Annotated in this window: 20 protein-coding genes; 2 read left to right on the top strand and 18 right to left on the bottom strand. The window is 42.5% G+C overall.

Annotated features, from left to right (window positions below; genetic code table 11):
* Positions 1 to 16: 16 nt before the first annotated feature.
* The 6 genes from R8806_RS02000 to R8806_RS01975 all read right to left on the bottom strand — a co-directional run bounded on the left by R8806_RS02000 (position 17) and on the right by R8806_RS01975 (position 9,190).
* Positions 17 to 943, bottom strand: coding sequence for an ABC transporter ATP-binding protein (locus R8806_RS02000; protein WP_124316330.1), 927 nt, complete (start codon positions 941 to 943; stop codon positions 17 to 19).
* A gap of 171 nt (positions 944 to 1,114) precedes the next feature.
* On the bottom strand, positions 1,115 to 2,242 hold the full coding sequence (locus R8806_RS01995; RefSeq protein ID WP_124316331.1) for a hypothetical protein: 1,128 nt from the start codon (positions 2,240 to 2,242) through the stop codon (positions 1,115 to 1,117).
* A gap of 17 nt (positions 2,243 to 2,259) precedes the next feature.
* Positions 2,260 to 3,756, bottom strand: coding sequence for a RagB/SusD family nutrient uptake outer membrane protein (locus tag R8806_RS01990; protein WP_124316332.1), 1,497 nt, complete (start codon positions 3,754 to 3,756; stop codon positions 2,260 to 2,262).
* 17 nt (positions 3,757 to 3,773) lie between these two features.
* Positions 3,774 to 7,307 carry a SusC/RagA family TonB-linked outer membrane protein gene (locus R8806_RS01985; RefSeq protein WP_124316333.1) on the bottom strand — a complete coding sequence of 1,178 codons (3,534 nt, stop codon included), beginning with the start codon at positions 7,305 to 7,307 and terminating at the stop codon, positions 3,774 to 3,776.
* Between the two features lie 110 nt (positions 7,308 to 7,417).
* Entirely contained in the window at positions 7,418 to 8,581 is a 1,164-nt protein-coding gene (locus tag R8806_RS01980) for a FecR family protein (protein ID WP_124318349.1), read from the bottom strand.
* Between the two features lie 78 nt (positions 8,582 to 8,659).
* On the bottom strand, positions 8,660 to 9,190 hold the full coding sequence (locus R8806_RS01975) for an RNA polymerase sigma-70 factor (protein WP_124318350.1): 531 nt from the start codon (positions 9,188 to 9,190) through the stop codon (positions 8,660 to 8,662).
* 540 nt (positions 9,191 to 9,730) lie between these two features.
* Between R8806_RS01975 and R8806_RS01970 the strand changes: the two genes are divergently transcribed.
* Complete coding sequence (locus R8806_RS01970) at positions 9,731 to 10,669, top strand: Rpn family recombination-promoting nuclease/putative transposase (RefSeq protein WP_124318166.1); 939 nt, start codon at positions 9,731 to 9,733, stop codon at positions 10,667 to 10,669.
* 295 nt (positions 10,670 to 10,964) lie between these two features.
* Here the strand turns inward: R8806_RS01970 and R8806_RS01965 are convergent, their stop codons facing one another.
* The 3 genes from R8806_RS01965 to R8806_RS01955 all read right to left on the bottom strand — a co-directional run bounded on the left by R8806_RS01965 (position 10,965) and on the right by R8806_RS01955 (position 13,134).
* A complete protein-coding gene (locus tag R8806_RS01965; protein WP_124318165.1) occupies positions 10,965 to 11,348 on the bottom strand; it encodes a VOC family protein in 384 nt (127 codons plus the stop codon).
* A gap of 105 nt (positions 11,349 to 11,453) precedes the next feature.
* Positions 11,454 to 12,287, bottom strand: a complete 834-nt coding sequence (locus tag R8806_RS01960) for a helix-turn-helix domain-containing protein (RefSeq protein WP_124318164.1) — start codon at positions 12,285 to 12,287, stop codon at positions 11,454 to 11,456.
* Entirely contained in the window at positions 12,280 to 13,134 is an 855-nt protein-coding gene (locus R8806_RS01955) for a LytR/AlgR family response regulator transcription factor (RefSeq protein WP_183312856.1), read from the bottom strand. Before R8806_RS01955 ends, R8806_RS01960 begins: the two co-directional genes overlap by 8 nt.
* A gap of 182 nt (positions 13,135 to 13,316) precedes the next feature.
* Between R8806_RS01955 and R8806_RS01950 the strand changes: the two genes are divergently transcribed.
* A complete protein-coding gene (locus tag R8806_RS01950) occupies positions 13,317 to 14,477 on the top strand; it encodes a DUF6051 family protein (protein WP_124317933.1) in 1,161 nt (386 codons plus the stop codon).
* Between the two features lie 54 nt (positions 14,478 to 14,531).
* On the opposite strand, the gene atpG is transcribed toward R8806_RS01950, so the two are convergent.
* The 9 genes from atpG to R8806_RS01905 all read right to left on the bottom strand — a co-directional run bounded on the left by atpG (position 14,532) and on the right by R8806_RS01905 (position 22,045).
* The gene (atpG, locus tag R8806_RS01945) at positions 14,532 to 15,404 is read right to left on the bottom strand and encodes an ATP synthase F1 subunit gamma (protein WP_124317934.1); all 873 of its coding nucleotides are present in this window, start codon (positions 15,402 to 15,404) and stop codon (positions 14,532 to 14,534) included.
* A gap of 17 nt (positions 15,405 to 15,421) precedes the next feature.
* On the bottom strand, positions 15,422 to 16,996 hold the full coding sequence (gene atpA, locus R8806_RS01940) for a F0F1 ATP synthase subunit alpha (protein WP_124317935.1): 1,575 nt from the start codon (positions 16,994 to 16,996) through the stop codon (positions 15,422 to 15,424).
* Positions 16,997 to 17,087: 91 nt separating this feature from the next.
* Positions 17,088 to 17,636: a F0F1 ATP synthase subunit delta gene (locus tag R8806_RS01935; RefSeq protein WP_027202957.1), complete on the bottom strand. Its 549-nt coding sequence runs from the start codon at positions 17,634 to 17,636 to the stop codon at positions 17,088 to 17,090.
* A gap of 11 nt (positions 17,637 to 17,647) precedes the next feature.
* Entirely contained in the window at positions 17,648 to 18,145 is a 498-nt protein-coding gene (gene atpF / locus R8806_RS01930) for a F0F1 ATP synthase subunit B (protein ID WP_027202958.1), read from the bottom strand.
* 9 nt (positions 18,146 to 18,154) lie between these two features.
* Positions 18,155 to 18,412: an ATP synthase F0 subunit C gene (atpE, locus tag R8806_RS01925; protein ID WP_027202959.1), complete on the bottom strand. Its 258-nt coding sequence runs from the start codon at positions 18,410 to 18,412 to the stop codon at positions 18,155 to 18,157.
* Between the two features lie 67 nt (positions 18,413 to 18,479).
* Positions 18,480 to 19,613, bottom strand: coding sequence for a F0F1 ATP synthase subunit A (atpB, locus tag R8806_RS01920; RefSeq protein ID WP_151411437.1), 1,134 nt, complete (start codon positions 19,611 to 19,613; stop codon positions 18,480 to 18,482).
* A gap of 7 nt (positions 19,614 to 19,620) precedes the next feature.
* Complete coding sequence (gene atpC, locus R8806_RS01915) at positions 19,621 to 19,854, bottom strand: ATP synthase F1 subunit epsilon (RefSeq protein WP_087419820.1); 234 nt, start codon at positions 19,852 to 19,854, stop codon at positions 19,621 to 19,623.
* Positions 19,855 to 20,004: 150 nt separating this feature from the next.
* Entirely contained in the window at positions 20,005 to 21,516 is a 1,512-nt protein-coding gene (gene atpD, locus R8806_RS01910) for a F0F1 ATP synthase subunit beta (protein WP_124317458.1), read from the bottom strand.
* A gap of 136 nt (positions 21,517 to 21,652) precedes the next feature.
* Positions 21,653 to 22,045: a hypothetical protein gene (locus R8806_RS01905; protein ID WP_124317457.1), complete on the bottom strand. Its 393-nt coding sequence runs from the start codon at positions 22,043 to 22,045 to the stop codon at positions 21,653 to 21,655.
* Positions 22,046 to 22,078 lie beyond the last annotated feature (33 nt).

The following is a 22,078-nucleotide window of genomic DNA, read 5'->3' as shown; positions in this document are numbered from 1 at the left end:
GATTATTCTGATTTAATTATTTACTCTTACCTGATAACTTGGCGAAAACCTCCTCCATGGAACTCTTTTCTGAACGAATTTCCGTTAATTCCCATCCGTGTGCCACGCTCTCCCGAACTACCGTTTTCACGACATCCCGATCACCATTATACCACATTCGTAACCCGTGTGCCCCCACGACCTCCACGTTTCGAATTCCCTCAATCCTCGTCACCTCTTCCGGTAATGGCGGAAAATCAAACGTGGCAAATAAAGAGGATGGCTCGATGCAACTATCAAACTCTTCCACGCTCCCGGAAAAAACAATACGCCCATGTTCGATCATAATAATTGAATTACAGGTTGCCTGTATCTCGGAAAGGATATGAGTAGACAACATCACGGTACGTTCCTCCGCAATACCGCGAATCAAATGACGCACCTCCAAAATCTGGTTAGGATCCAATCCATTCGTCGGTTCATCAAGAACCACGAACTTCGGATCATGAATAATTGCTTGAGCAATACTTACCCGTTGTTGGTATCCCCCAGACAAATTTCGTAACAAACGCCCCTTAAAATGCGAAATACCACAACGTTCCTCGGTTTCCTCCACTGCCCGATTAATTTTTTTCGGATCCACCAAACGCATTTCCGCACAAAAACGCAAATACTCATCCACCGTCAGATCCGGATAAAGAGGAGGTTTCTGTGGTAAAAAACCGATATTCTTCCGAGCTGCAATCGGATCCTTTAACGAATTGACTCCGTTTATATACACTTCCCCACTTGTCTGCTTTAACACCCCGCAAATAATATTCATCGTGGTTGACTTCCCGGCCCCGTTCGATCCCAGCAACCCGACAACCCCGACGTGATCAATCTCGAAACTAATATCCTCGATTGCCCATTGTGTCGCATAACGATGGTACAAATGTTCTACCTTAACAATTGGATTTTCCATACAATAATATTACATTTATAATAGCAATCACTTATCTCCCCGGCTCCCACACCGGGATTATTCACACACAATAATTCTAAAGAGAAGACTGACTAGACTCACGCACAGCTTTCGTCAGCCTTCCCTTTTATAGCCTAAAACAAAGTCTCGGCTTATAAAGTAAAAGTTACATCAATGATAAAGATTCCCTATCTTTTGGAGATCAATACCCATCTTTTTTAACTCCTTCAATAAGATCTCATACTTCTTTTTGACCAATCCATTCACATCTTTCAGCGGGTCAAGAACACCCGTACAATCATACCTATTATATCTTCCATCATTCGGAACAGCATTCAATTCATCTGAAGAATAATCGATCACCATAGCGATATAGCCTTTCAGATCATTATTCTTTGCTGTCTCTACAGGGAAATTCCAACCGATATTATACTTATCATACCCAACTACACCCAGACTATAAAATTTATTACTGGCTCCCCATGCCACGGCTTCCTCATAATCCGTCACATGAAAAAACTCACTGCTTTTCACGACTGCAACAATTTTATCGTATAACTTTTCAATTAAAAACCATTTGTGTAAATCTTCCTTACCCACTCTTTTCTCCTCCATAGTCATATTGTCAATAGAAGAATCACCATGACTTAGTGCAAAAATATTAGAAACACTATAAAAGGAAAGCTTCTCAGAAGCTCCTCTACTATACTTATAAAGACTTTTGCCCAACATCAATTTCAACGGCAAATTAGCTCGTAAAACAGAATCTTGATACAAATTCAAAAACATTTCCTCAAGCCAAGCCACCTGTTTCCCCACGTAAGCCTCGTCAGGCATATCCATTTTAAAAGATGACTCTCTGCCTTTATTTTCCTCGTACTCTTCATCGATCACCACGTAATCTCCTTCAATTTTCGCCATGTAACGGAATCCGGCATCCGTCTCATGTTCTCCTAATAAGTAATTTCCAGAAACAGTTTCCGTGTAAATGAAAACATTGTCTCCATCTACAAAAGCCTCTTCGTCAATCTTGTACTTCTCCGTTCGGGAAAGCGTATCCGTTGTCATTTCCATCCATGACTGTCCCATGTTAAAATAAAGCTCCCGGGGAGTATATTTATAAAGAATATAAAAACCACATCGAGTATACCAATCTCCGATTCTTGCATCATAATCATGATCTCCTTGAGGAAATTGTATCACGGGTTCCGACTCTAAAGTCGGCGTGAGGGCATCCTCATCGTTGCATCCTACCCATGCTAATGCGATCAGCAATATATAAAACAATTTATATTTCATAACCTTACTTTTTTCAATTATTTACTAACCTTCCTTTTATTTTGTTCCAAGTCCGTGTTTAAACGAATCGCCTCCTCCGGGATGGGCAACAGATACCCTTCCTTCTCAAGTTTATATTCCGACTTCGTTTCCGTTGGATCACCGAAGAAAGAATGTGTCAACTCTGTCATCCCGAAACGTTTCAGATCAAACCAACGATGATTGGTCTCTCCGCTCAACTCCTTACGACGTTCCAACAGACAAAAATCAAGTAACAATTGCGCATCCGTGATCTCCACCGTTTCATATTCGAAAGCATTATTCATCCTGTGACGCCTCAGCTCGTTCAAATCTGTCAACGCCTGTACACGATAGCTATCTATTCCTTCCTTCTGAAACTTTCTGGCACAAGCCTCTGCACGATTCAGATACAACTCTGCCGTGCGAATTCCCTGATACATCCCGAAATCCCGATCCTTCACGGCTGCATGAGGATAACAAGGGGTCTCGTAATTCTTGGAATCATACCCCCATGAGACAAACAGTACTCCTCTCAAATCCTTTAATGTTTCATCCAGACAGGCATCATAAGAGGCACCCAGTACTTCTATAAATTCTTGCGATAAAGCAAAAGGATATTTATATTGTGATCCTAAAATACTACCGACACTCGTACCACTATACATTCGAGCCCAAATGATCTCATCGGAACTCACGGGGCTATATACGCTCTCGAAAACATTATCATAAGGATCGCGTATACCAAATTGATTTAAATCCAGTAAAGCCGATTTCACTTGTAACACCGAGTCCGCGTAAGCCAACGCCTTATCCCAATTCTCCATATAAAGATAAACCCGTGATAATATTGCTTGTGTTGCTATATACCCGATCCGAAAATATTCCTTTTCAACTTCATGATCTTTTAGCAATTTACATCCTTTCAAAAGATCCTTTTCGATTTGTTCATAAACCTCCGCAACTGTATTACGAGTAAATTTTTCATCTTTAACACTAGAATTCAATTTTAAAGGTACTCCAAGATTCTGTTTTGGATCACCATAATTGTAAGGGAACCCGTAAAGGTTCACCAACTGGAAATAATACCATGCTCGCAACACGAGAGCCTCCCCCCGGAGATTCTCCCGCAAATCAGTCTTTCCATACATTTTATCCAAATGATCCAGCACCACGTTACATCCCCCGATCCCCTTGTAAGGAACTTCCCAAAAAATAGGTAAATTACCGCCACCGGCTTTCGCAAACATATCATCATCCCAAGTATAACGCCATTTTAATCCATCAAAAATCCCTTGCATTTTTTCATTTTGTACCCCGTAACATTCCATGTTGTCGGTAAAAATATCCGTTATATTATAAATATTATAATCACTCAGATAAGCCTCTCCCACCAGAATCTGTTCCAGATCGCTCACCGTGGAAGGACGGACCTCATCTTGACTAGTTTCTTTCAGGAAATCATTACATCCTGTCAGTAACAGAGCAAACATCATTATATATACTCCTGTTTTCATCGTGTCTTCATTTATGATTAAAAACTCACGTTAATTCCGAAAGAGAAATTCTGGGGTCTAGGCTGTTTTCCCAAGGCCACCTCCGGATCTCTTCCCTTGAAATCCTTACTCTTGATTTGCAACGGGTTTGTTGCTGAGAAAGAGATAATCACACTTTGTGCAAAACTCGAAATCCATCTTTCCGGCAAATCATAACTAAAAGAGAAATTATTAAAACGAATGAACCAAGTATTTACAACCCGAATATCCGAGAGTTCCCACATTTTATAAGGAGCTATCCCGTTATCATTACCAAACGGATACACATCCTCGCAATTCTCCCGTACCGGAATCGACGGTATTTTTGTATGCTTCTCATCTCCGGGTTGTCGCCAGCGCTTCAGCAATTCCGTGGAAGCATTGTTAAACTCGCTCGGCATTTCATAAGACTTCGTGTAAGGAGTTGTCAGGAATGTCTTATTTCCCCGGCTAAGGTATATGGTAAGAGGTAACGAGAAACGTTTCCACCGGAACATCATGTTCAATCCCAGCGTAGTACGAGGTTCAATCGTTCCCATGTAAACCATGTATTCCGTCACATCATCCTTTGCGGCATTCGTGTTCGCATTCGAAAGATCAAACATCGGTCCGCCATTCTCCGGATTCAGTCCTGTAAAATGGAAAGCCCAGAAACTACCCACCGGATAACCCTCTTTTTGATATGTACCCGCAGTTGCCTCTTCCCACGATTGCGTTGTCTCCAATTGCGACTTAATTTTATTGTTATTATGCGAGAAACTGGTTCCGATACTCCACATAAAATTCTTCGTCCGCACGGGAACCACGCTCAAACTTAATTCCCATCCTTTATTTGTTAAATCCCCGCTATTAATATACATACTTCTAACTCCATTTTCTAACGGTACTTCCCTTTGGGTAATCAAATCCGTCGTTTTCTTGTAGTAATAATTAAAAACTCCATTGATTCTGTTTTTAAAGAAACTAAGATCAACTCCTATATTAGAAGACAACGTTTTTTCCCATTTTAGATCGGGTGTCGGACGTTTCACGATTTTCATCTGGTACTCTCCCGTTGTTTTCTGGATCGGCTCCATGCGGGCAATCAAATCCGGACTAACCCCTTCCGCCACGTTCCCCTGATAACCCAAAGAAGCCGTAATAGCGAGATTACTCAATATATCCTGCCCTTGTAACCAATGCTCATCCGTGACATTCCAACGTAATCCAAGAGACCACACCGGTTGAAAACGATGTTTCGTATCTTGTCCGAAACGGTTAGACATATCCCCCCGCATCGAGAGATTAATGGAGTAACGATTATCATACATATATCCCCCCGAAACAAAATAAGAGAAATAATTAGACAACTCATTCGTGATTGCCGGTTTTGTTCGGGCATACGCATCATTGATAATCCCGCTCGGTGTTTCTATTGGCACGTCAACAACACTCATTCCTCGATCGGGCTGATAGCCCCAATTTGTTTGGGAAGAACCGTCATATTGATTACTCCTGACCTCCACCCCGGCCATCACATTAAAGGTATGGGCCCCGGATAATTTTACATACTCCACTTGTCCCCGCATCGTGTAATTAAAATTCCGGTTGTTTACCTCAACGAGCTTTCCTCCGAAAGGCAATTTTGAATCTTGGAATGGCTTATCCAGCACACTATACTCTCCGAATTCATAACCCCGAAGTCCGGCGATGTATCTTGAGCGTTCCGTGAACCACATCCGCGCACTGGATGTACTGGTCGCACCTCCCAATAACAACGATAACGTCAAATTCTCTGTTATTATCCAACGAGCATTTACGTCAATATTCAAATTACTCGTGGTATTCTCGTTTCCAGAATTCGCCAATTCATTTAGTATATTGTAATTATATCCGCCGTCCTTGTAATAAAACAACTCTTCTCCATCATAACAAGGAATCACACGACTGGTCCTAAAAGCATATCCAAATGGATCAACTCCTTCCGCAAACGCTGTTGTTTCCGTATAGCCTCCCGATAAAGACGTAGAAATAGTCAATTGTTTCCAAAAGGTCGAAGTCACGTTCAAGTTCGCAGAATAAGAAGTTTGTCCATTCCCTCTGGCCGTGTTTTGCTGGTCGGAGAATCCGAATGAAGCCCTGTAAGTAGAATTCTCATTTCCTCCGGAAAAACTAATATTATGATTTTGACTAAAAGGAGTACGATAAAGGATATCAAACCAATCTGTATTCATTGTCTCCAACTTCTTCGCTGCCGAGTTAAATTGTTCCCCGTTAATCTCCCCTCGTTCGTAAGCTAACACCAATCCCCCGTAACCCACGGTCTCGGTTGGAATCCTAGCTCCACGCAGATACGCTTCCCGGGATAAATCCACTCGCTGTTTCGAATTCATCAATTCCAACTTTTTATAATTCATTCTCACGCTCGTCGAAAAATTACCGGAATAATTCAAGGTCAACCGTCCAGACTCCCCTTTTTTCGTCGTGATCACGATCACCCCGTTCGCCGCTTTTACCCCGTAAATAGCCGTGGCTGAAGCATCCTTCAAAACAGTTATATCCTCTATATCGTTCGGGTTCAACCACGAAATTGCACCTCCGATAAAATCCTTCATCATATCTAGGTTCTCTTGATCAATGGTCGTAAATTGATTCATCTCGAAAGGAACGTTATCCTCCTGAATAATTCCATCCACTACCCACACAGGATCGGCATTTCCCATAATCGTGGAAGTACCTCTCACCCGCACTTTCTGACGCATCCCCGTCAACCCGCTCTGGTTCATCACCATCACCCCGGGTAACATTCCTTGCAATAGCTGTTCCAACGTCTCCGTTCCCGTAAAATTCAAATCCTCCCCTTTTATCTTGGAATAAGCACCAGCCATTCCTTTCTCTCTCAACACCTGATAACCGGTTACGACAACTTCATCTACCACCTCCGTCGATTCCTTCAACACCACGTTTACCACCTCTTTCCCCTTATAAACAATCTCTTTTGTTTCCATGCCCACAAAAGAAAAAACAATCGTAAACTGTTTCATTTCCTCGGGTAGCCCGACACGATAGGTTCCATCCACGCTTGTCGTCCCCCCGATCTTTAATTCCTTTATCATAACAGTCACACCCGGTAGCGGGGTGTTATTCTCGTCAACCACTTTCCCCGTGATCCATCTCCACCGGGGTGAAACATCATCCTTTTTACGTATCAACACGTATTCCCCCGAAACCTTATACGCCAACGGGATGTCCTGTAACACGACATCCAGAATCTCCGGAATACTTTTTTCCTTCACCTCCGCGGTAACCTTGTACAACTTGACATCATCATAATTAAACACGAACTTATACACCCCGACTTTTTCCAGCGTATTCAGCACATCCGATAAAGATTTCTCCTCCCATTTGTAACTCAATTTTTTCTCTTGGGCAAATACCAAGGAGGTCATGCAGATTAAACACAAAGCGAAAGCATAACGAAAGCACGTGCAACTCTTCACCTTCTCTCGTAATTTCCATCCTCTAAAAAGAGGAAAAATCGATTCTTTTTTCATAACTTTGTAATTAAAGATTTTATTCGTTCATATTCATGAACAATAGTGACTCGAAAGGGGATAGCTGGAGACTACCCCTTTTTTTATATCAAAACACTTAACATTCTCTATTACAACGAGACGACGACACTTTCCCCGTTAAACCGGACGTGTAATTTACCCGTTTCATTCAGACGTTCCATAATCTCCTCGGGAGTATCTTTACGATTTGCCCAGAACTTGAAGCGATAACTTTTCACTTCCGGATTCTGGTAAAACACCGTAAAATCAAACCAACGCCCCAACTCGTTCAAGATATTTTCCAAAGGCTCATTGTCGTAATAAAAGAAACCATCCTTCCAAGCAACGTACTTCAAGGCATCAACTGTTTCTACCCGGAACCGTCCTCCCTCCCATGAGGCATTTTCTCCCGGGTTCAACACAACTTCCGAAGTATTCGCCTGATCATTATTACCTCTTACTGCCACGCTCCCTTTCACCAGCGTCACGTTCACCGCCTTACCCGTGTAAGATTGTACGTTAAATTCCGTCCCCAGTACGCGGGTACTTACCTTTTCGGTCCTCACGATAAAAGGACGTTCTTTATCATGAACTACTTCAAAATACCCTTCTCCCTTCAGATAAACCTCTCGCTTACCCTGATCAAATACTGAGGGGTAACGAAATTCAGACTCGGAATTCAACCATACCCGGCTTCCGTCTTCAAGAACCACCAAATACTCCGCTCCCCGGGGAATCTGTAACGTGTATTGTTCCGCAACCCGGTCAGTAACCCGTAAAACTTTCAGGTATTGCCTCCCTTTCAAGGAATCTACAACTAGCCCCTCCCCTTTTAATAAGGTATCTATATGCCCGGTTCCCAACAAAAACTCATTCCCAGTCCCGGTAATCAACTTCACATCCGACCGTACTTGTCGTGCAACCGGGACAGTGTTTTCCAATGACAAATCCACGAAATACCATTCATTCAGTAAAATATCCGTTACAACTAACGCCAAAACAACTGCGGCAGCACTTAACCACCATTTCAAATACATTCTCCACACACGAGGTTTCGTCTTTCCCCGGAAATATTGCCATTGTTTCTCCACGTCCGGAGACCTCATAGCCGCCTCCAGCTCTCCGGCTTCCCGGAAACGCCTCAACTCTTCCAACAAATCCCGGTGTTTCCCCGATTCCAACCACTCCCGTACCTCCATCTTCCCCCGGATCTCAGGATGCTGCAGTACGTAAAGTGCAAATTCTATTTTCTCCAGATCATTTTCCGTTACCATACTTTTTACCCATTTACATCTAATACACGCTCACATACTCTAAACGGGTGATGCCAAAAACGAACTTTTTTTATTTTTTTATCTAAAAAGAATAAATAACAAAATATAATCTTCAGTAAATTCCTCCCGCAGAATCCTCAACGCTTTATTGACATGTGTTTTTACCGTATTTATCGAGATACCTAAATCATCTGCCGCCTCTTGATACTTTTTCCCTTCTAGAAAACATTTCTTAAACACGTTCTTCGTTTGAGCCGGCAACAATTCGATCAAATGACGCAATTTTTCGATCTGCATCTCGTACTCCACGGACTCTTCCTCATGATCTTCCAGCTCCACTTCAATCTCCCGGGAAAAACGCTCCTTCACCTTTTTATGGCGAATCAAACTCACGCAACGATTACGAACTAAAGTGTACAGCAACGGAACAAGGGAAGAAGAAAACTCCAATTTCTCAAAATTCATCCATACTCGCTCGAACACGTCGTTCACCACGTCCTTCGCCTCCTCCTCATCATTCAAAAAACTGAAAGCATGATAAAACAACCGGGTATAATTTTCCCGAAACAAACATTCAAAAGCATCCCGATGTTCCACCAATTCTATCATATTCCGATCACATATTCGAGACAAATATAGCAAAGTAAAAATGAAACAACAACATTAAAAAATCTTTTTCCCGCACACTGTCAATCCGACATCCGAAACCGCCAACTCGTCTCTTCGTGTCACTGACAGGCCGTTTGGCACACCCTTTGTTAATCCAGTCCGTGAATAGGACCAGCTATTTTTTAATAACCGATCTCTACTCATTTAATCACTTAAACATTTAACACTTAAATTATAGGAGATTTTATCATGGGTGCAGCCGGAAACAAAAAACCGAAGAAAAGCAAGAACAAAAAAGATGTTCCGTCTTATTTAGTCGAAGAAACGACACACGAAACACCTCTAAAAAACAAAAAGCACAAATAAAATATGCTTACGGGAAAACAGAAGAGGGGATCTTGGGATTTCCCCTCTTCTTTGCTATAATTACGTCCCAAATTTTGCGATAGCTCTATCAAAAAAATTATCACTCGCCCGTGACCTTTCGTGTCACAATTATGCGTATATTTGTCATATATTCAAATAAAATACTTATCTGCCATGGCACGAGAAAATTATGTACGATTCGACTGGGCAACCAAACGATTGTTAAGACAAAAATCAAACTTCGTGATTCTCGAGGGATTCCTCTCCACGTTACTGGGAGAACGTATCAAAATTGATCGTATGCTGGAAAGCGAGGGCAACCAGCAACATGCTGAAGATAAATTCAACAGGGTCGACATGCTGGCTGAAAACAGTAAAGGTGAACTCGTTATTATCGAAGTACAGAACAACCGGGAGCTGGACTATTTTCATCGTATGTTGTATGGAGTATCAAAGGCTATTACCGAATACATCACAAAAGGAGAACCCTACTCGCAAGTAAAAAAAGTATACTCCATAAACACCGTGTACTTTGACCTAGGACAAGGGGAAGACTACGTATATCACGGGAACACTTCTTTCGAAGGAATTCATAAACATGATACCCTCAAACTATCTTTACGACAACGAGAACAATTCATCCGTGAGAATGCCGGAGATCTTTTTCCTGAATACTACGTGCTACGTGTCAACGAGTTTGATAAACTGGCTAAAACTCCCCTTGACGAATGGATAGCTTTCTTGAAAACAGGTGAAATTGCCGACAACACAAAGACTAGCGGATTATCCGAAGCCCGAGAATTACTACGTCTTGACAATCTTAGTCCCAAAGAACGTGCCAGCTATGAAGCACATTTGAGCGCCCTACAATATCAACGCAGCGTGATCCAATCCGGCTGGATTGAAGGGAAGGCTGAAGGATTAGCTGAAGGATTAGCTGAAGGGAAGGTTGAGGGGAAAGCCGAAGGATTGATTGAAGGGAAGGCAGAGGGATTAGCTGAAGGAGAAAAAAAGAAGGCTTTGACGATAGCGAAACAAGCAAAAGAAATGGGTATGTCCATCGAAAATATTCTTTTACTAACAGGATTAAAAAAAGAAGAACTCCCATTTTAAACCAGAAATTTCACTCTCATTTCAAAGAACAACAACCAAAAAACACGAATAACCAGCATATTAAAAGGGGCTGTCCCAAAAGTCATTTTATCCTCAAAAACACCTCCGTCACTTCGTGCCACCTCCTCTATAAACAGAGGAGAAACTGGTGATTTTTGCCGAAGACAGGGAGTATTTCAGCTCTCCCTCTGTTTATAGAGGGAGTACCCCGAAGGGGGGAAGGAGTTTGAAAAATGACTTTTGGGACAGCCCTATAAAATCAACCCGCAAGATATGGTTCGTCTCGTCCGGATTACTATTCCCCCGGATGAATGTTTCGTGTAAACAAACCGATCCGGTTTCCCTCGGTATCTAAAAAGTAAGCAAAATAATCTTTTGATCCCTCACAAGTTTCACAAGGTTCCGTGGCAATCTTTCCCCCGGCCTTCCTCACCAAGACTAAAGATTCATCCATATTTTCCGTGTAAAATGAAATCGTAATACTGTTAGAGGTTGGCTGGTATCCTTTTAAATTAAAAATACAGCCGATCGGTTGCTGATTACCGGAAGAAATAAAAGCCATCTTCTCTTCCCCGTATTCGACAACCTCCAGTTTTTCTCCGAAAACCGTCCCGTAAAACTGAACTGCCCTCTCCATGTTGACAGCAGGAATCTCAAAAAAAGCTACGAATGTTTTCATGTTGTATTTATTTTATTGATTAACACAACAAAAGTACCCCCTCATCACCCCTCAATTATTGGAAAAAAGAGACATTCTCAGTTCCGATAAAACTTTTATTTCCTTCTATGCACCTAGAAACCATTCAATACTCTCTGCATCCTCGGAAAAACACATCAATTGAAAAAGAGTTGACGAAGTATGACCGGTTAAAGCCTTAATTTCATTCGCCAGATGAGCCGCATCGTAATATCCGGTATGGAATGCCAATGTTGCCAAATCAACCTCCGGCATTCGATTTCGAAATTCCACGGCATACAAAAAACGAATCACCCGTAAGTATTGTTTCGGCATTAATCCCACGTAAGCCGCAAACACACGCTCAAATTGCTTTCTACTCAAACAAGCATAACTGGCCAGTTGCTCCACATTGAACATTCCCCGACACTGTAATAAACGAGTCATGACCATCCGCATCCGGTTATTCTCAAATTCATTTCTTCGCTGCAAGCGACCTAACAAAAATGACTCCAAACCCTCCACCCGTTCGTCAAAACCGGAAAGATTCATCATTTGCTCTTCCATATCTTTCCCTTCTCTTCCCAACACCTCTTCCAGAGAGACGTATCGGTTTGTCAGCTCATTCAGAGGCAAATGCAAAATGTCCCGTACCCCCACAGGGGTAAACACAACCGACATCAGCCCCACCCTACCCGTGGGTAAAACATCTATAAATTCGGTTCGCTGCCCGTAAAGTGTCGCCCGGGGATGAGTTTCTTCTCCATCGGACAGAATAAGCTTGTACGAATCCCGATAATAAAAAACAATTTCCATGAATCCCTGCGGTGTAAGACGATGCGGCTCACACGATGGACATACATCCTCAAGATCTAGCATCCAGTAATACTGGACATACCCGGATAATTCCCGGCAAGGCGGTCTGTATTGGTATTTACTCATTCGAAGAGGAATAACACATGAACCAGCGCGTCACTTTCTCACTGTAAGTCTTTGAAATCGGAATATCGGGAACTTTCTCAACCCCGAATTCCAAATAGACTCCATCTTTCTCCCGACGAATCACTTTAACATGCTCGAAATTCACCATATAGGAACGATGGCACCTCAATACATTCGTCCCTTCAAATGTCTCTTCCATCGCCTTCAAAGTATTACGCAACATGAATTTTGTCACCACGCCTTTATTCAAATACCAAATCTGCACGTAATTATCCGCGGACTCGATATAAAGCAAGTTCGAATGTTTGATTGACAAACGCAATTCACCTTTCTCATCCCGAAAAGAAATAACACTCGTCCCCCCGGTATCTCCCTTCATCTCTTCAAGCATCTGCAATTTCTGTTCCTTATCCCGCCAAGAAAAATAAAGCATCAAGATCGCATAAGGCAATAAAAGAATTAATGACGTGTTTTCTGAGGCCTCCCAAAAAGTTTCTATCACGTCCCTCTCCGGCCGTAAAAAACAAGAATAAACCGTGTAGAACGTCGATAGAAAGAAAATTTCCAACACGATCCAGATGCCATACTCGATATAATTAAGGGTATGCTTCTTCGTGTAAAAATACATGATCACACGACTGATCGCCACGGCAAGTACTCCGGTAAGAATGACCAGACTCGAAAAAATGAAAAACTTAAATTCCGATACCGGATACCACGTCAGAGAACTGAAAGGTTTGTAGATATTGATAAAAATCAGATCAAAAAAAGCAGTGAATAATACCAAGCGTATTAAATTTGATTTATCGTAATAGTAAGCTGGTATTTTTCGGGTCAACACGTTCATCTCTCTCTAATTTTTATAAATTTCAAACAAAGATACATTTTTCCCGTAAAAAATTTCACCCCTAAAGAGCAAATTTCATCCCTAAATATGAGATTTTGTCCCTTTAAGTCTAGGTACACACCATTAATTTTGAAAACAAAGAATTGTGGCGTTTGTTTGTATTAAAATTAATCGCAAGAGCTATGGAAATCTCAACTAGAACAAAACAATTAAAGGCTATTTTTTCTTATGACAAGAAAGTTATCCTAGAAGATCAACCACTGGAAATTCGTCCTTATCATTTTATCCAGAACATGGGAGTAAATGAAATAGAGCAATTTCAGCAATTGATCCCGACAAGTGAATTTTGTTCTATCCCGGACAATAATATTCAGGAGAACAAGAGTTTTTCGTATACCATATTCACGCCTAAAGGATCACGAAAAACGGACCAGGCAATCCTGTTATTACACGGGCTGAACGAACGTAACTGGGACAAATACCTCACTTGGGCAGAATATTTATCCTTAGCCACGGGTAAAGCGGTTATTTTGTTTCCGATAGCTTTCCACATGAACCGTACTCCCGGTAACTGGTATAATCCGAGAGCCCTTATGCCTTGGGTGGCTCGTCGTAAGCAAGAAGTGGAACATCTGGATAATTCCACGTTTGTCAACGTGGCATTAAGTTATCGCCTCTCGGACACCCCTTTGCGTTTTTACATATCCGGAAAAGAGTCCATGTTCAATTTATGGCAGTTATTCCGGGAAATAAAAACCGGACAACACCCCCTATTTGAAAAAGATTCATCCATAAACATTTTCGCCTATTCCATCGGAGCGTTCCTGTCACAGATTCTGATGCTTGCCAACCCGGATCATCTATTGGATGACAGTAAACTATTCCTCTTCTGTGGAGGCTCCATATTCAGCCAAATGGACGGAAGTGCCCGGGATATTATGGACCGAGAGGCGTATCGAAGAGTTAAGAATTATTTTCTGAATGATTTTCTGACAAAAAATGATGAACAGCGAATGCTCCCCGTTTTGTATGAAGAGGATTTCATGGAAAAAGCATTTAAAGCGATGATACGTCCCGAGGTAATGAAGAATTACCGGGAATCATTTTTCGAGCGAATTCAAGACCGTCTACGGATTGTCACGCTCAAAAAAGATACGGTAATGCCAACACAAGGAGTTATTGAGGCACTCGGTCCCAAATGTGTTGATACTATATTGGAAGAATTAGATTTTCCGTACGAGTATTCCCATCAAAATCCATTTCCCACTAACACGGGAGCCACACCTGAAATGCTTTATCAATCTTTTACCGGGATATTTAATAGAGTGGCCAATTTCCTATGATAGTACCATCATAGGAAATTCCATAACATCATGCCAAATTCTAAAACAAATAAATCATTCAATTGACCCACCCACAATATCCATCAACTCGGCCGTAATATTCTGTTGTCTCAACTTATTGTATTCCAACTGCAAGTTTTTCAACAACTTAATAGCATTATCATTTGCCATTTGCATAGACAAGATGCGAGAGGCCTGTTCAGAAGTCTGATTTTCCAGTAGGTACCGATACATTGTGGAATGGATAACCAACGGATAAATCGTCTCCAATATCTCTTCGCAATCCGGCTCGTAAATATATACTTTATTTCGTTCTTTATCTGAAAGAGCTTTCGTTTCCTGAGGTACCCACGGAAGTAACTGCTCCCGACTAATGATCTGTGTTCCCATACTCTTATAATGAGCATAAATAACTTCGACCCGATCCACATCCTTCTCCAAAAAACGACGAATTAATTCATCTGCCAATGCCGTTGCTCCTTCTGCATATTGTTTTTTTTCGAAAAGATCGGGGATCGGCATAACCTCCACCCCCCTCGTCCGTTTTATATCGTTCACGAGCTTTCTCCCCACGGGATAAACGAAAACAGGCGATTTAACCTTACCATCATACTCTTGTAATGTCTCCAATAATTTCTTGTATAATAGCAGGTTAAAAGCGCCACATAAACCTTCATTGGCAGCAAAAATAACAATTGCGACCCGTTGAACCTGACGATCCTGACTCAACGGAGACTGATAATCATTAATTTCACTTGCAATATGATCCAGTATATTTTGCAACTGTTCCATGTAAGGACGGGCATGATTCAATGCATTCTCAGACTTCCTCAACCGGGCAGAAGAGATCATCTTCATGGCTCCGGTTATCTTTTGAGAAGAATGTACCGAATTTATCCTTCCTTTCAATTCACGTGTTGATGCCATAATTTTTACTTTATGAACTAATTAAAAGTCTGCCCCACTTCCGTGGCCACTTCTTCTAATAATTTAGATACATTTTCATCCAGAACCCCCTCCCGCAATGGCTCCAAAATCTCTTTTTGGTATTTGGATCGCAATATTTCCAAGAACATCTTCTCAAACTCGGCTACATGCTTCAACTCCACGTTACGCAACAACCCTTGTGTACCGCAATAAATCACGGCAATCTCTTCCTCCACGGGCATCGGTGCATGCTGGGGCTGAATCAATAACTGAGCATTCTTACGCCCTTTATCGATCACCATCTCCGTCACAGAATCCATGTCTCCTCCAAACTTAGAGAAGGCCTCCAATTCCCGGTACTGGGCCTGATCGATCTTCAATGTTCCGGCAATCTTCTTCATAGCTTTCACTTGGGCATTACCACCGACACGGGATACCGAGATTCCCACGTTAATTGCGGGACGTACCCCTTCGTTGAACAATCCGGCCTCAAGGAAAATCTGCCCGTCCGTGATAGAAATAACGTTTGTCGGAATATACGCCGACACGTCTCCTGCCTGAGTCTCGATAATCGGCAATGCGGTTAATGAACCACCTCCTTTGGCAGTGGGTTTCAACACATCCGGCAAATCATTCATTGTCTGTGCCATCTCATCACTGGATATAATTCGCGCTGCCCGTTCCAACAAACGAGAATGTAAATAGAATATATCTCCCGGATAAGCCTCACGCCCGGAAGGACGACGCAAAATCAAAGAAATCTCACGATAAGCGACAGCCTGTTTGGAAAGGTCATCATACACGACTAATGCGTGACGACCACTGTCTCGAAAATACTCTCCGATCGTCGCTCCCGCAAAAGGCGCATAGTAACGCATAGCTGCCGAATCGGATGCGTTTGCCGCAACAACAACAGTGTACTGCATCGCACCTCTCTCCTGCAACGTGTTCACCAACATGGCTACAGATGATGCTTTCTGACCGATAGCCACGTAAATACAATAAATCGGATCACCGTTATCGAAATTTCTTTTCTGGTTCAAGATCGTATCCACGGCAATAGATGTCTTTCCGGTCTGACGGTCTCCGATGATCAGCTCCCGCTGTCCCCGTCCGATCGGCACCATGGAATCAATCGCCTTGATCCCTGTCTGTAACGGTTCTTTCACCGGCTGACGATAGATTACCCCCGGAGCCTTACGTTCCAACGGTAACTGTATCAATTCCCCTTCTATAGGTCCGGCTCCGTCGATAGGTTCACCCAGCGTGTTGACAACCCGTCCGAGCAATCCCTCTCCCACCTTCACGGAGGCAATACTTCCCGTACGTTTCACCGTGTAATTTTCCTTCACCCGATCACCGGCATTCATCAGAATCACTCCCACATTATCTTCCTCCAAGTTCATGGCAACCCCACGAACCCCGTTCTCAAATTCCAGCAACTCGTTAGCCTGCACATTATCCAGCCCGAACACGTGGGCCACCCCGTCACCAACCTCCATCACGGTTCCCACCTCTTCGAAAGCCATCTTCGTATCGACCTCCTTGAGTTGCATTTCTAAAATATCTGATATTTCATTCGCTTTCAACATAACCCTAAATAATTTTAGATTTAATGATTTTAGATTTTAAATTCCGACCTCACAAGGCTAACACCTTCTTCTTGTCATCCTCCCGAAGGATTCATTTATAATCTAAAAATCCAAACTGGAGACTCATCTCCTTCAGCTCTTTCATCAGCGAGGCATCTAGTTGTCGGGACCCGATCTGTAATATAAAACCTCCGATAATCGAGGGATCAACCTTATGGACAAACTCTATTGTCTTATCAGTATGACGCCGCACGAACTCTTTGATCTTATCCATCGTCTCGTCCGACAACTCCATCGCCGTGATGATCTTCACCCGGATAATCCCGTTTGCAGCCCGGTAAATCTTCTGAAACATCAGGCAAATTGACCTGACATACATTTCCCGGTGGTTTCTTATCAACAAACGAATACCCTTGATGTACGCCTCTCCCGGTTCGATTCCGATAGCCGTGGAGAGCAGCATTTCCTTATCCTCGGGTGATAACAACGGATTTAACAAAGCTTTCTGCAAGTCGGGATGAGCGATATAATTTTTCTCGAATAATTTCATCTTCTCATACACTGCATCAGCAGCATTTAACTCCTGCGCGTATCGAAACACGGCCTTTGCATACCTTCGAGCAATCAATCCTTCGTCCATACTCTCCTCCTTTACTCTTTATTTTCAAGCTCGTTCAACAACTTACCGATCAGTTCCATTTGGTTCTTATCGGTAGCCAAGTCTTTACGCATCACTTTCTCTGCAACCTGCAAAGACAAGGATGCCACTTGTTTACGCAATTGTAATTCTGCTTCCCGTTTTGCCTGCTCTATCGACAAATTGGCAGCCTCCCTCACTTGTTTTGCCTCATTTTCTGCCGCTTTTCGGGCTTCCGCTATCATCTCCCGTTTCAGCCGTTCTGTCTGCTGCAATACCTCTAATTGTTGCTTACGGGCTTCCGTCAGCAAATCTTTGGCATCCTCTTGTGCCTTTTCTCGATCTCTTTTAGCCTCCCGGGCATACTCTACGCCTTTATCAATAAAATCAGCCCGCTCGTCCATCATCCGGACAATAGCCGGCCAGGCGTATTTTGCCAGAATGCCGAAAAGAATCAAAAAGACAACCAGCATCCAAAACACTAATCCGAATTCCGGTGTAAATAATGACATAGCTTCTTTTTATACAAACAATGCTAATAAACAAACGATAATTGCGAAAAGAGCAACACCCTCGATCAAAGCCGCAATCACGATCATATTGGTTCTGATATTGTTAGTCTCTTCCGGCTGACGGGCAATAGCATCCATCGCCGAAGAACCGATCTTACCGATACCAATACCTGCAGCAATAGCTGCCAAACCAGCTCCAACACATGCACCTATCTTAGCCAGACTTAACCCGGCTGCTGCTACTTCCAATAAAATCAAACTTTCCATAACCTTATTTATTAATTTTAGATTTAATGATTTTAGATTTTAAATTCAAACTTTTAGATTTAAGTTTTTAGCTTTTAACTCTCCTCACTCTCGCCAACCCGATAAAGATTGTTGAAAGCAACATAAACACGTATGCTTGAATAAACCCGATCAACACGTGAATCAAGTTCATAAACACGGCAAACAATACTGAAAATACCGTTGTAACGCCCAATACCACCTGTCCCATCACGCTAAACAGAAAGATCAACGAAATCAACACCAACACAATCAAGTGTCCTCCCAACATGTTAGCGAAAAGACGAATCATCAAAGCCACCGGTTTCGTGAACACTCCGAATATCTCGATAACAGGCAATAAGGGTACCGGACATTTCAATCCCATAGGCACATCCGGCCAAAATATCTCTTTCCAGTACTCTTTCGTCCCTGAAACATTAATCACCACGAAAGTACATAATGCCAAGACCAGCGTGATTGACATATTTCCCATCACGTTCGCCCCTCCCGGGAATACAGCTATCAACCCCATCATATTGGATACGAATATAAAAAAGAACAATGTCAACAGATAGGGTGCATATCGCTTGGATTCCTTTCCCAGCACACTGACAATAACCTCTTTATATAACATTTCGACGATCATTTCCAAACCACCCATTCCCTTACGCGGGGCCTTAAACTTTTTCCTTTTATAAAATCGAACTAACGAGAACACGATCAACATCGTGATCAGCCCGCTAATCATCACGGAAAAAGCGTTTTTGGTGATAGAAAAATCATAAGGACGATATTCGTTTCCGGTAGCATCTACCCCCACGATCTTCCCTTCATAAGCTCCTTCCCCGGCAATATGAAATCCTTTATATGTTTTCCCGTCTGCTAAACGTGAAGAACTGAAAAAATACCATTCCCCTCCATTATCCCGAACAATCACGGGCAGAGGTATGGTTACCTTTCCGATAATCGTCCATCCATACTCGTCCCCCAAATGCTCGAAAATAGTCTTTTTAGGGTCAAAAGCCTTATCCTCCCGTTCCTCCTGCTGCATCACGGAATCCACCCGTACGGCAAGCTCGTCCTCGACCTGTTGCGATTCTTCCCCGCTAACACCTGTTGCGGCCACTCTAACCGCACCTGCAGTTAGCGTTCCGACCAACAGAACAAGTGTCAACAATATATATTTTAAATCATTCTTCATAGGTGTATCAATTTATACAAACCACCACATTATTGTCCCGAACTTCCACAACTCCCCCGCGAATCTGTACACTCTTTTCCTCTTCTGACCCTTTATAGACAATTTCTCCCGGAGTCAATGTCGATACTAACGGTGCATGATTTTCCAACACGGTAAACTGACCCACCGTACCAGGCAATTTCACCATTTGCACCTCACCTTTATAAATCACTTTTTCCGGAGATACTATTCTTAAAATCATGACCTTAGTTATTTTAGATTTTAAACTTTAGATTTTAGATCCTATCGATTAAGTGATTTAATGATTTTCGATTAAGTGATTTTAATCATCCAATCATAGAATCGGCAATCTCGGAATCTTTTTCATTCTAAACTCTAAATTTTACATTCTCTAATTTCTTTTCTTCGCTTGTTCAATCATCTCTTTCCCTTTCTTGATCACATCATCAATGGTTCCGGTATTCATAAATGCCTGCTCCGGATATTCATCCATATCCCCATCGAGAATCATCTTGAAACCTCGAATCGTTTCTTCCAACGGAACCATAACCCCGGGAATTCCGGTGAATTGTTCAGCCACGTGGAAAGGTTGCGATAAGAAACGTTGCGCCCGACGAGCCCGTGCTACCACGATTTTATCCGAATCAGATAATTCATCAACCCCCAAAATTGCAATAATATCCTGCAACTCGTTGTAATGCTGCAATAATTCGACCACTCTTTGTGCGGTTTGATAATGTTCTTCTCCAACAATTGCCGGATCAAGAATACGCGAAGAAGATTCCAATGGATCTACCGCCGGATAAATACCCAATTCGGTGATCTTACGACTCAACACCGTCGTGGCGTCCAAGAAACTGAACGTCGTGGCCGGTGCCGGGTCTGTCAAGTCGTCAGCCGGAACATAAATGGCCTGGATAGAAGTAATTGAGCCATTCTTCGTGGAAGTGATACGTTCTTGTAACTTACCCATCTCCGATGCCAATGTCGGTTGATAACCTACTGCTGACGGCATACGTCCCAACAGGGCCGATACCTCCGACCCGGCTTGCGTGAAACGGAAAATATTATCAATAAAGAACAAAATTTCTTTTCCTCCAGCATTCGAATCCCTAAACATTTCCGCAACCGTCAACCCGGACAAAGCCACTCGTAAACGAGCCCCGGGAGGTTCATTCATCTGTCCGAAAACCAATGTTGCCTGCGACTGGTTCACCTTCTCCATGTCCACGCTCTCCAAATCCCACTTCCCCTTTGCCATCTCCTCCTTAAACTTGTCACCATAGTTGATAACCCCCGATTCTATCATCTCCCGCAACAAATCGTTCCCTTCCCGGGTACGTTCTCCGACTCCGGCAAACACGGAATATCCATTATGTCCTTTGGCAATATTATTAATCATTTCCATGATTAACACTGTTTTACCAACTCCGGCACCCCCGAACAGACCGATCTTTCCACCTTTAGAATAAGGTTCCAACAGATCGATCACCTTTATTCCCGTAAGCAGCAATTCCTCCTTGATAGACAAATCTTCAAATTTCGGTGCCTCTCGATGTATAGAACTCGTTTCTTTGTAATCCAATGGGGCCAGATAGTCAATAGCATCACCTGTCACGTTCAACAAACGTCCCTTAATCTGGTCCCCCATAGGCATCGTCAAGGTCCGTCCTAAATCCAAAACCTTCATACCGCGATATAAACCGTCGGTGGTATCCATTGCTACACAACGCACGGTATCTTCTCCCACGTGTTGTTCCACCTCGACAATCAACTTCGAGCCATTCTCCCTCTCAATCTCCAGAGCCTCGTAAATAGGAGGTAAGTCAACCCCTCCACCTTCAAAAATGACGTCCACAACAGGACCAATCACTTGTGTCACGTATCCGACTTTCTGTGTCATAATATATGATTTAAACGTTCTTTAAATACCAACTTATAACTTTAACGTATATTCACTCAGAATAGTTTCTTCCCAGCCTTATTATATTCAAGCTATGTACTAGATTCCCAGTATACGTTTATATGATTATTACAAATTAAATAATCATCTTGTTCATCCAGTAAATATAAAATCCCTGGATATGTTTCATAGACAAGTAATCAAAGATTTCATCACGCCACGCGTCATGACTATTCTTTCCCTCGATACCTTGTTTGAGAATCTCTTTCGCAGAACTCACTCGTTTGTCTTTTTGAATTTCTACATCCTCGGGTAAATCCACAATATCCGTCAACATAAATGACTTCTCCAGAAAATCATACACGTCCGTCAGATCAATTGCCGAAAAAGTAGCTGTAATCTCTGAACTATTCATCGATTCCCCGGTGATCTCCATTCTTCTTTCTCTTGGCATGTCCTCCGGCATAGCTTGCCCTCCAAAACAAACCATCAAAAGTAAAATTGGTATCGCCCGCAAAATCCACTTCATAATTCAATCTATTTAAATATTCAATAAACAACT

Origin of the sequence: Butyricimonas faecihominis, assembly GCF_033096445.1 — a bacterium.
GTDB classification, from domain to species: domain Bacteria; phylum Bacteroidota; class Bacteroidia; order Bacteroidales; family Marinifilaceae; genus Butyricimonas; species Butyricimonas faecihominis.
This window is presented reverse-complemented; position numbering and strand designations above follow the sequence as displayed.

What these genes read in the sequence shown, in the direction of transcription:
- R8806_RS02000 (WP_124316330.1), bottom strand. Translation starts at nt 943, where the DNA reads ATGGAAAATCCAATTGTTAAGGTAGAACATTTGTACCATCGTTATGCG.
- R8806_RS01995 (WP_124316331.1), bottom strand. Translation starts at nt 2,242, where the DNA reads ATGAAATATAAATTGTTTTATATATTGCTGATCGCATTAGCATGGGTA.
- R8806_RS01990 (WP_124316332.1), bottom strand. Translation starts at nt 3,756, where the DNA reads ATGAAAACAGGAGTATATATAATGATGTTTGCTCTGTTACTGACAGGA.
- R8806_RS01985 (WP_124316333.1), bottom strand. Translation starts at nt 7,307, where the DNA reads ATGAAAAAAGAATCGATTTTTCCTCTTTTTAGAGGATGGAAATTACGA.
- R8806_RS01980 (WP_124318349.1), bottom strand. Translation starts at nt 8,581, where the DNA reads ATGGTAACGGAAAATGATCTGGAGAAAATAGAATTTGCACTTTACGTA.
- R8806_RS01975 (WP_124318350.1), bottom strand. Translation starts at nt 9,190, where the DNA reads ATGATAGAATTGGTGGAACATCGGGATGCTTTTGAATGTTTGTTTCGG.
- R8806_RS01970 (WP_124318166.1), top strand. Translation starts at nt 9,731, where the DNA reads ATGGCACGAGAAAATTATGTACGATTCGACTGGGCAACCAAACGATTG.
- R8806_RS01965 (WP_124318165.1), bottom strand. Translation starts at nt 11,348, where the DNA reads ATGAAAACATTCGTAGCTTTTTTTGAGATTCCTGCTGTCAACATGGAG.
- R8806_RS01960 (WP_124318164.1), bottom strand. Translation starts at nt 12,287, where the DNA reads ATGAGTAAATACCAATACAGACCGCCTTGCCGGGAATTATCCGGGTAT.
- R8806_RS01955 (WP_183312856.1), bottom strand. Translation starts at nt 13,134, where the DNA reads ATGAACGTGTTGACCCGAAAAATACCAGCTTACTATTACGATAAATCA.
- R8806_RS01950 (WP_124317933.1), top strand. Translation starts at nt 13,317, where the DNA reads ATGGAAATCTCAACTAGAACAAAACAATTAAAGGCTATTTTTTCTTAT.
- atpG (WP_124317934.1), bottom strand. Translation starts at nt 15,404, where the DNA reads ATGGCATCAACACGTGAATTGAAAGGAAGGATAAATTCGGTACATTCT.
- atpA (WP_124317935.1), bottom strand. Translation starts at nt 16,996, where the DNA reads ATGTTGAAAGCGAATGAAATATCAGATATTTTAGAAATGCAACTCAAG.
- R8806_RS01935 (WP_027202957.1), bottom strand. Translation starts at nt 17,636, where the DNA reads ATGGACGAAGGATTGATTGCTCGAAGGTATGCAAAGGCCGTGTTTCGA.
- atpF (WP_027202958.1), bottom strand. Translation starts at nt 18,145, where the DNA reads ATGTCATTATTTACACCGGAATTCGGATTAGTGTTTTGGATGCTGGTT.
- atpE (WP_027202959.1), bottom strand. Translation starts at nt 18,412, where the DNA reads ATGGAAAGTTTGATTTTATTGGAAGTAGCAGCAGCCGGGTTAAGTCTG.
- atpB (WP_151411437.1), bottom strand. Translation starts at nt 19,613, where the DNA reads ATGAAGAATGATTTAAAATATATATTGTTGACACTTGTTCTGTTGGTC.
- atpC (WP_087419820.1), bottom strand. Translation starts at nt 19,854, where the DNA reads ATGATTTTAAGAATAGTATCTCCGGAAAAAGTGATTTATAAAGGTGAG.
- atpD (WP_124317458.1), bottom strand. Translation starts at nt 21,516, where the DNA reads ATGACACAGAAAGTCGGATACGTGACACAAGTGATTGGTCCTGTTGTG.
- R8806_RS01905 (WP_124317457.1), bottom strand. Translation starts at nt 22,045, where the DNA reads ATGAAGTGGATTTTGCGGGCGATACCAATTTTACTTTTGATGGTTTGT.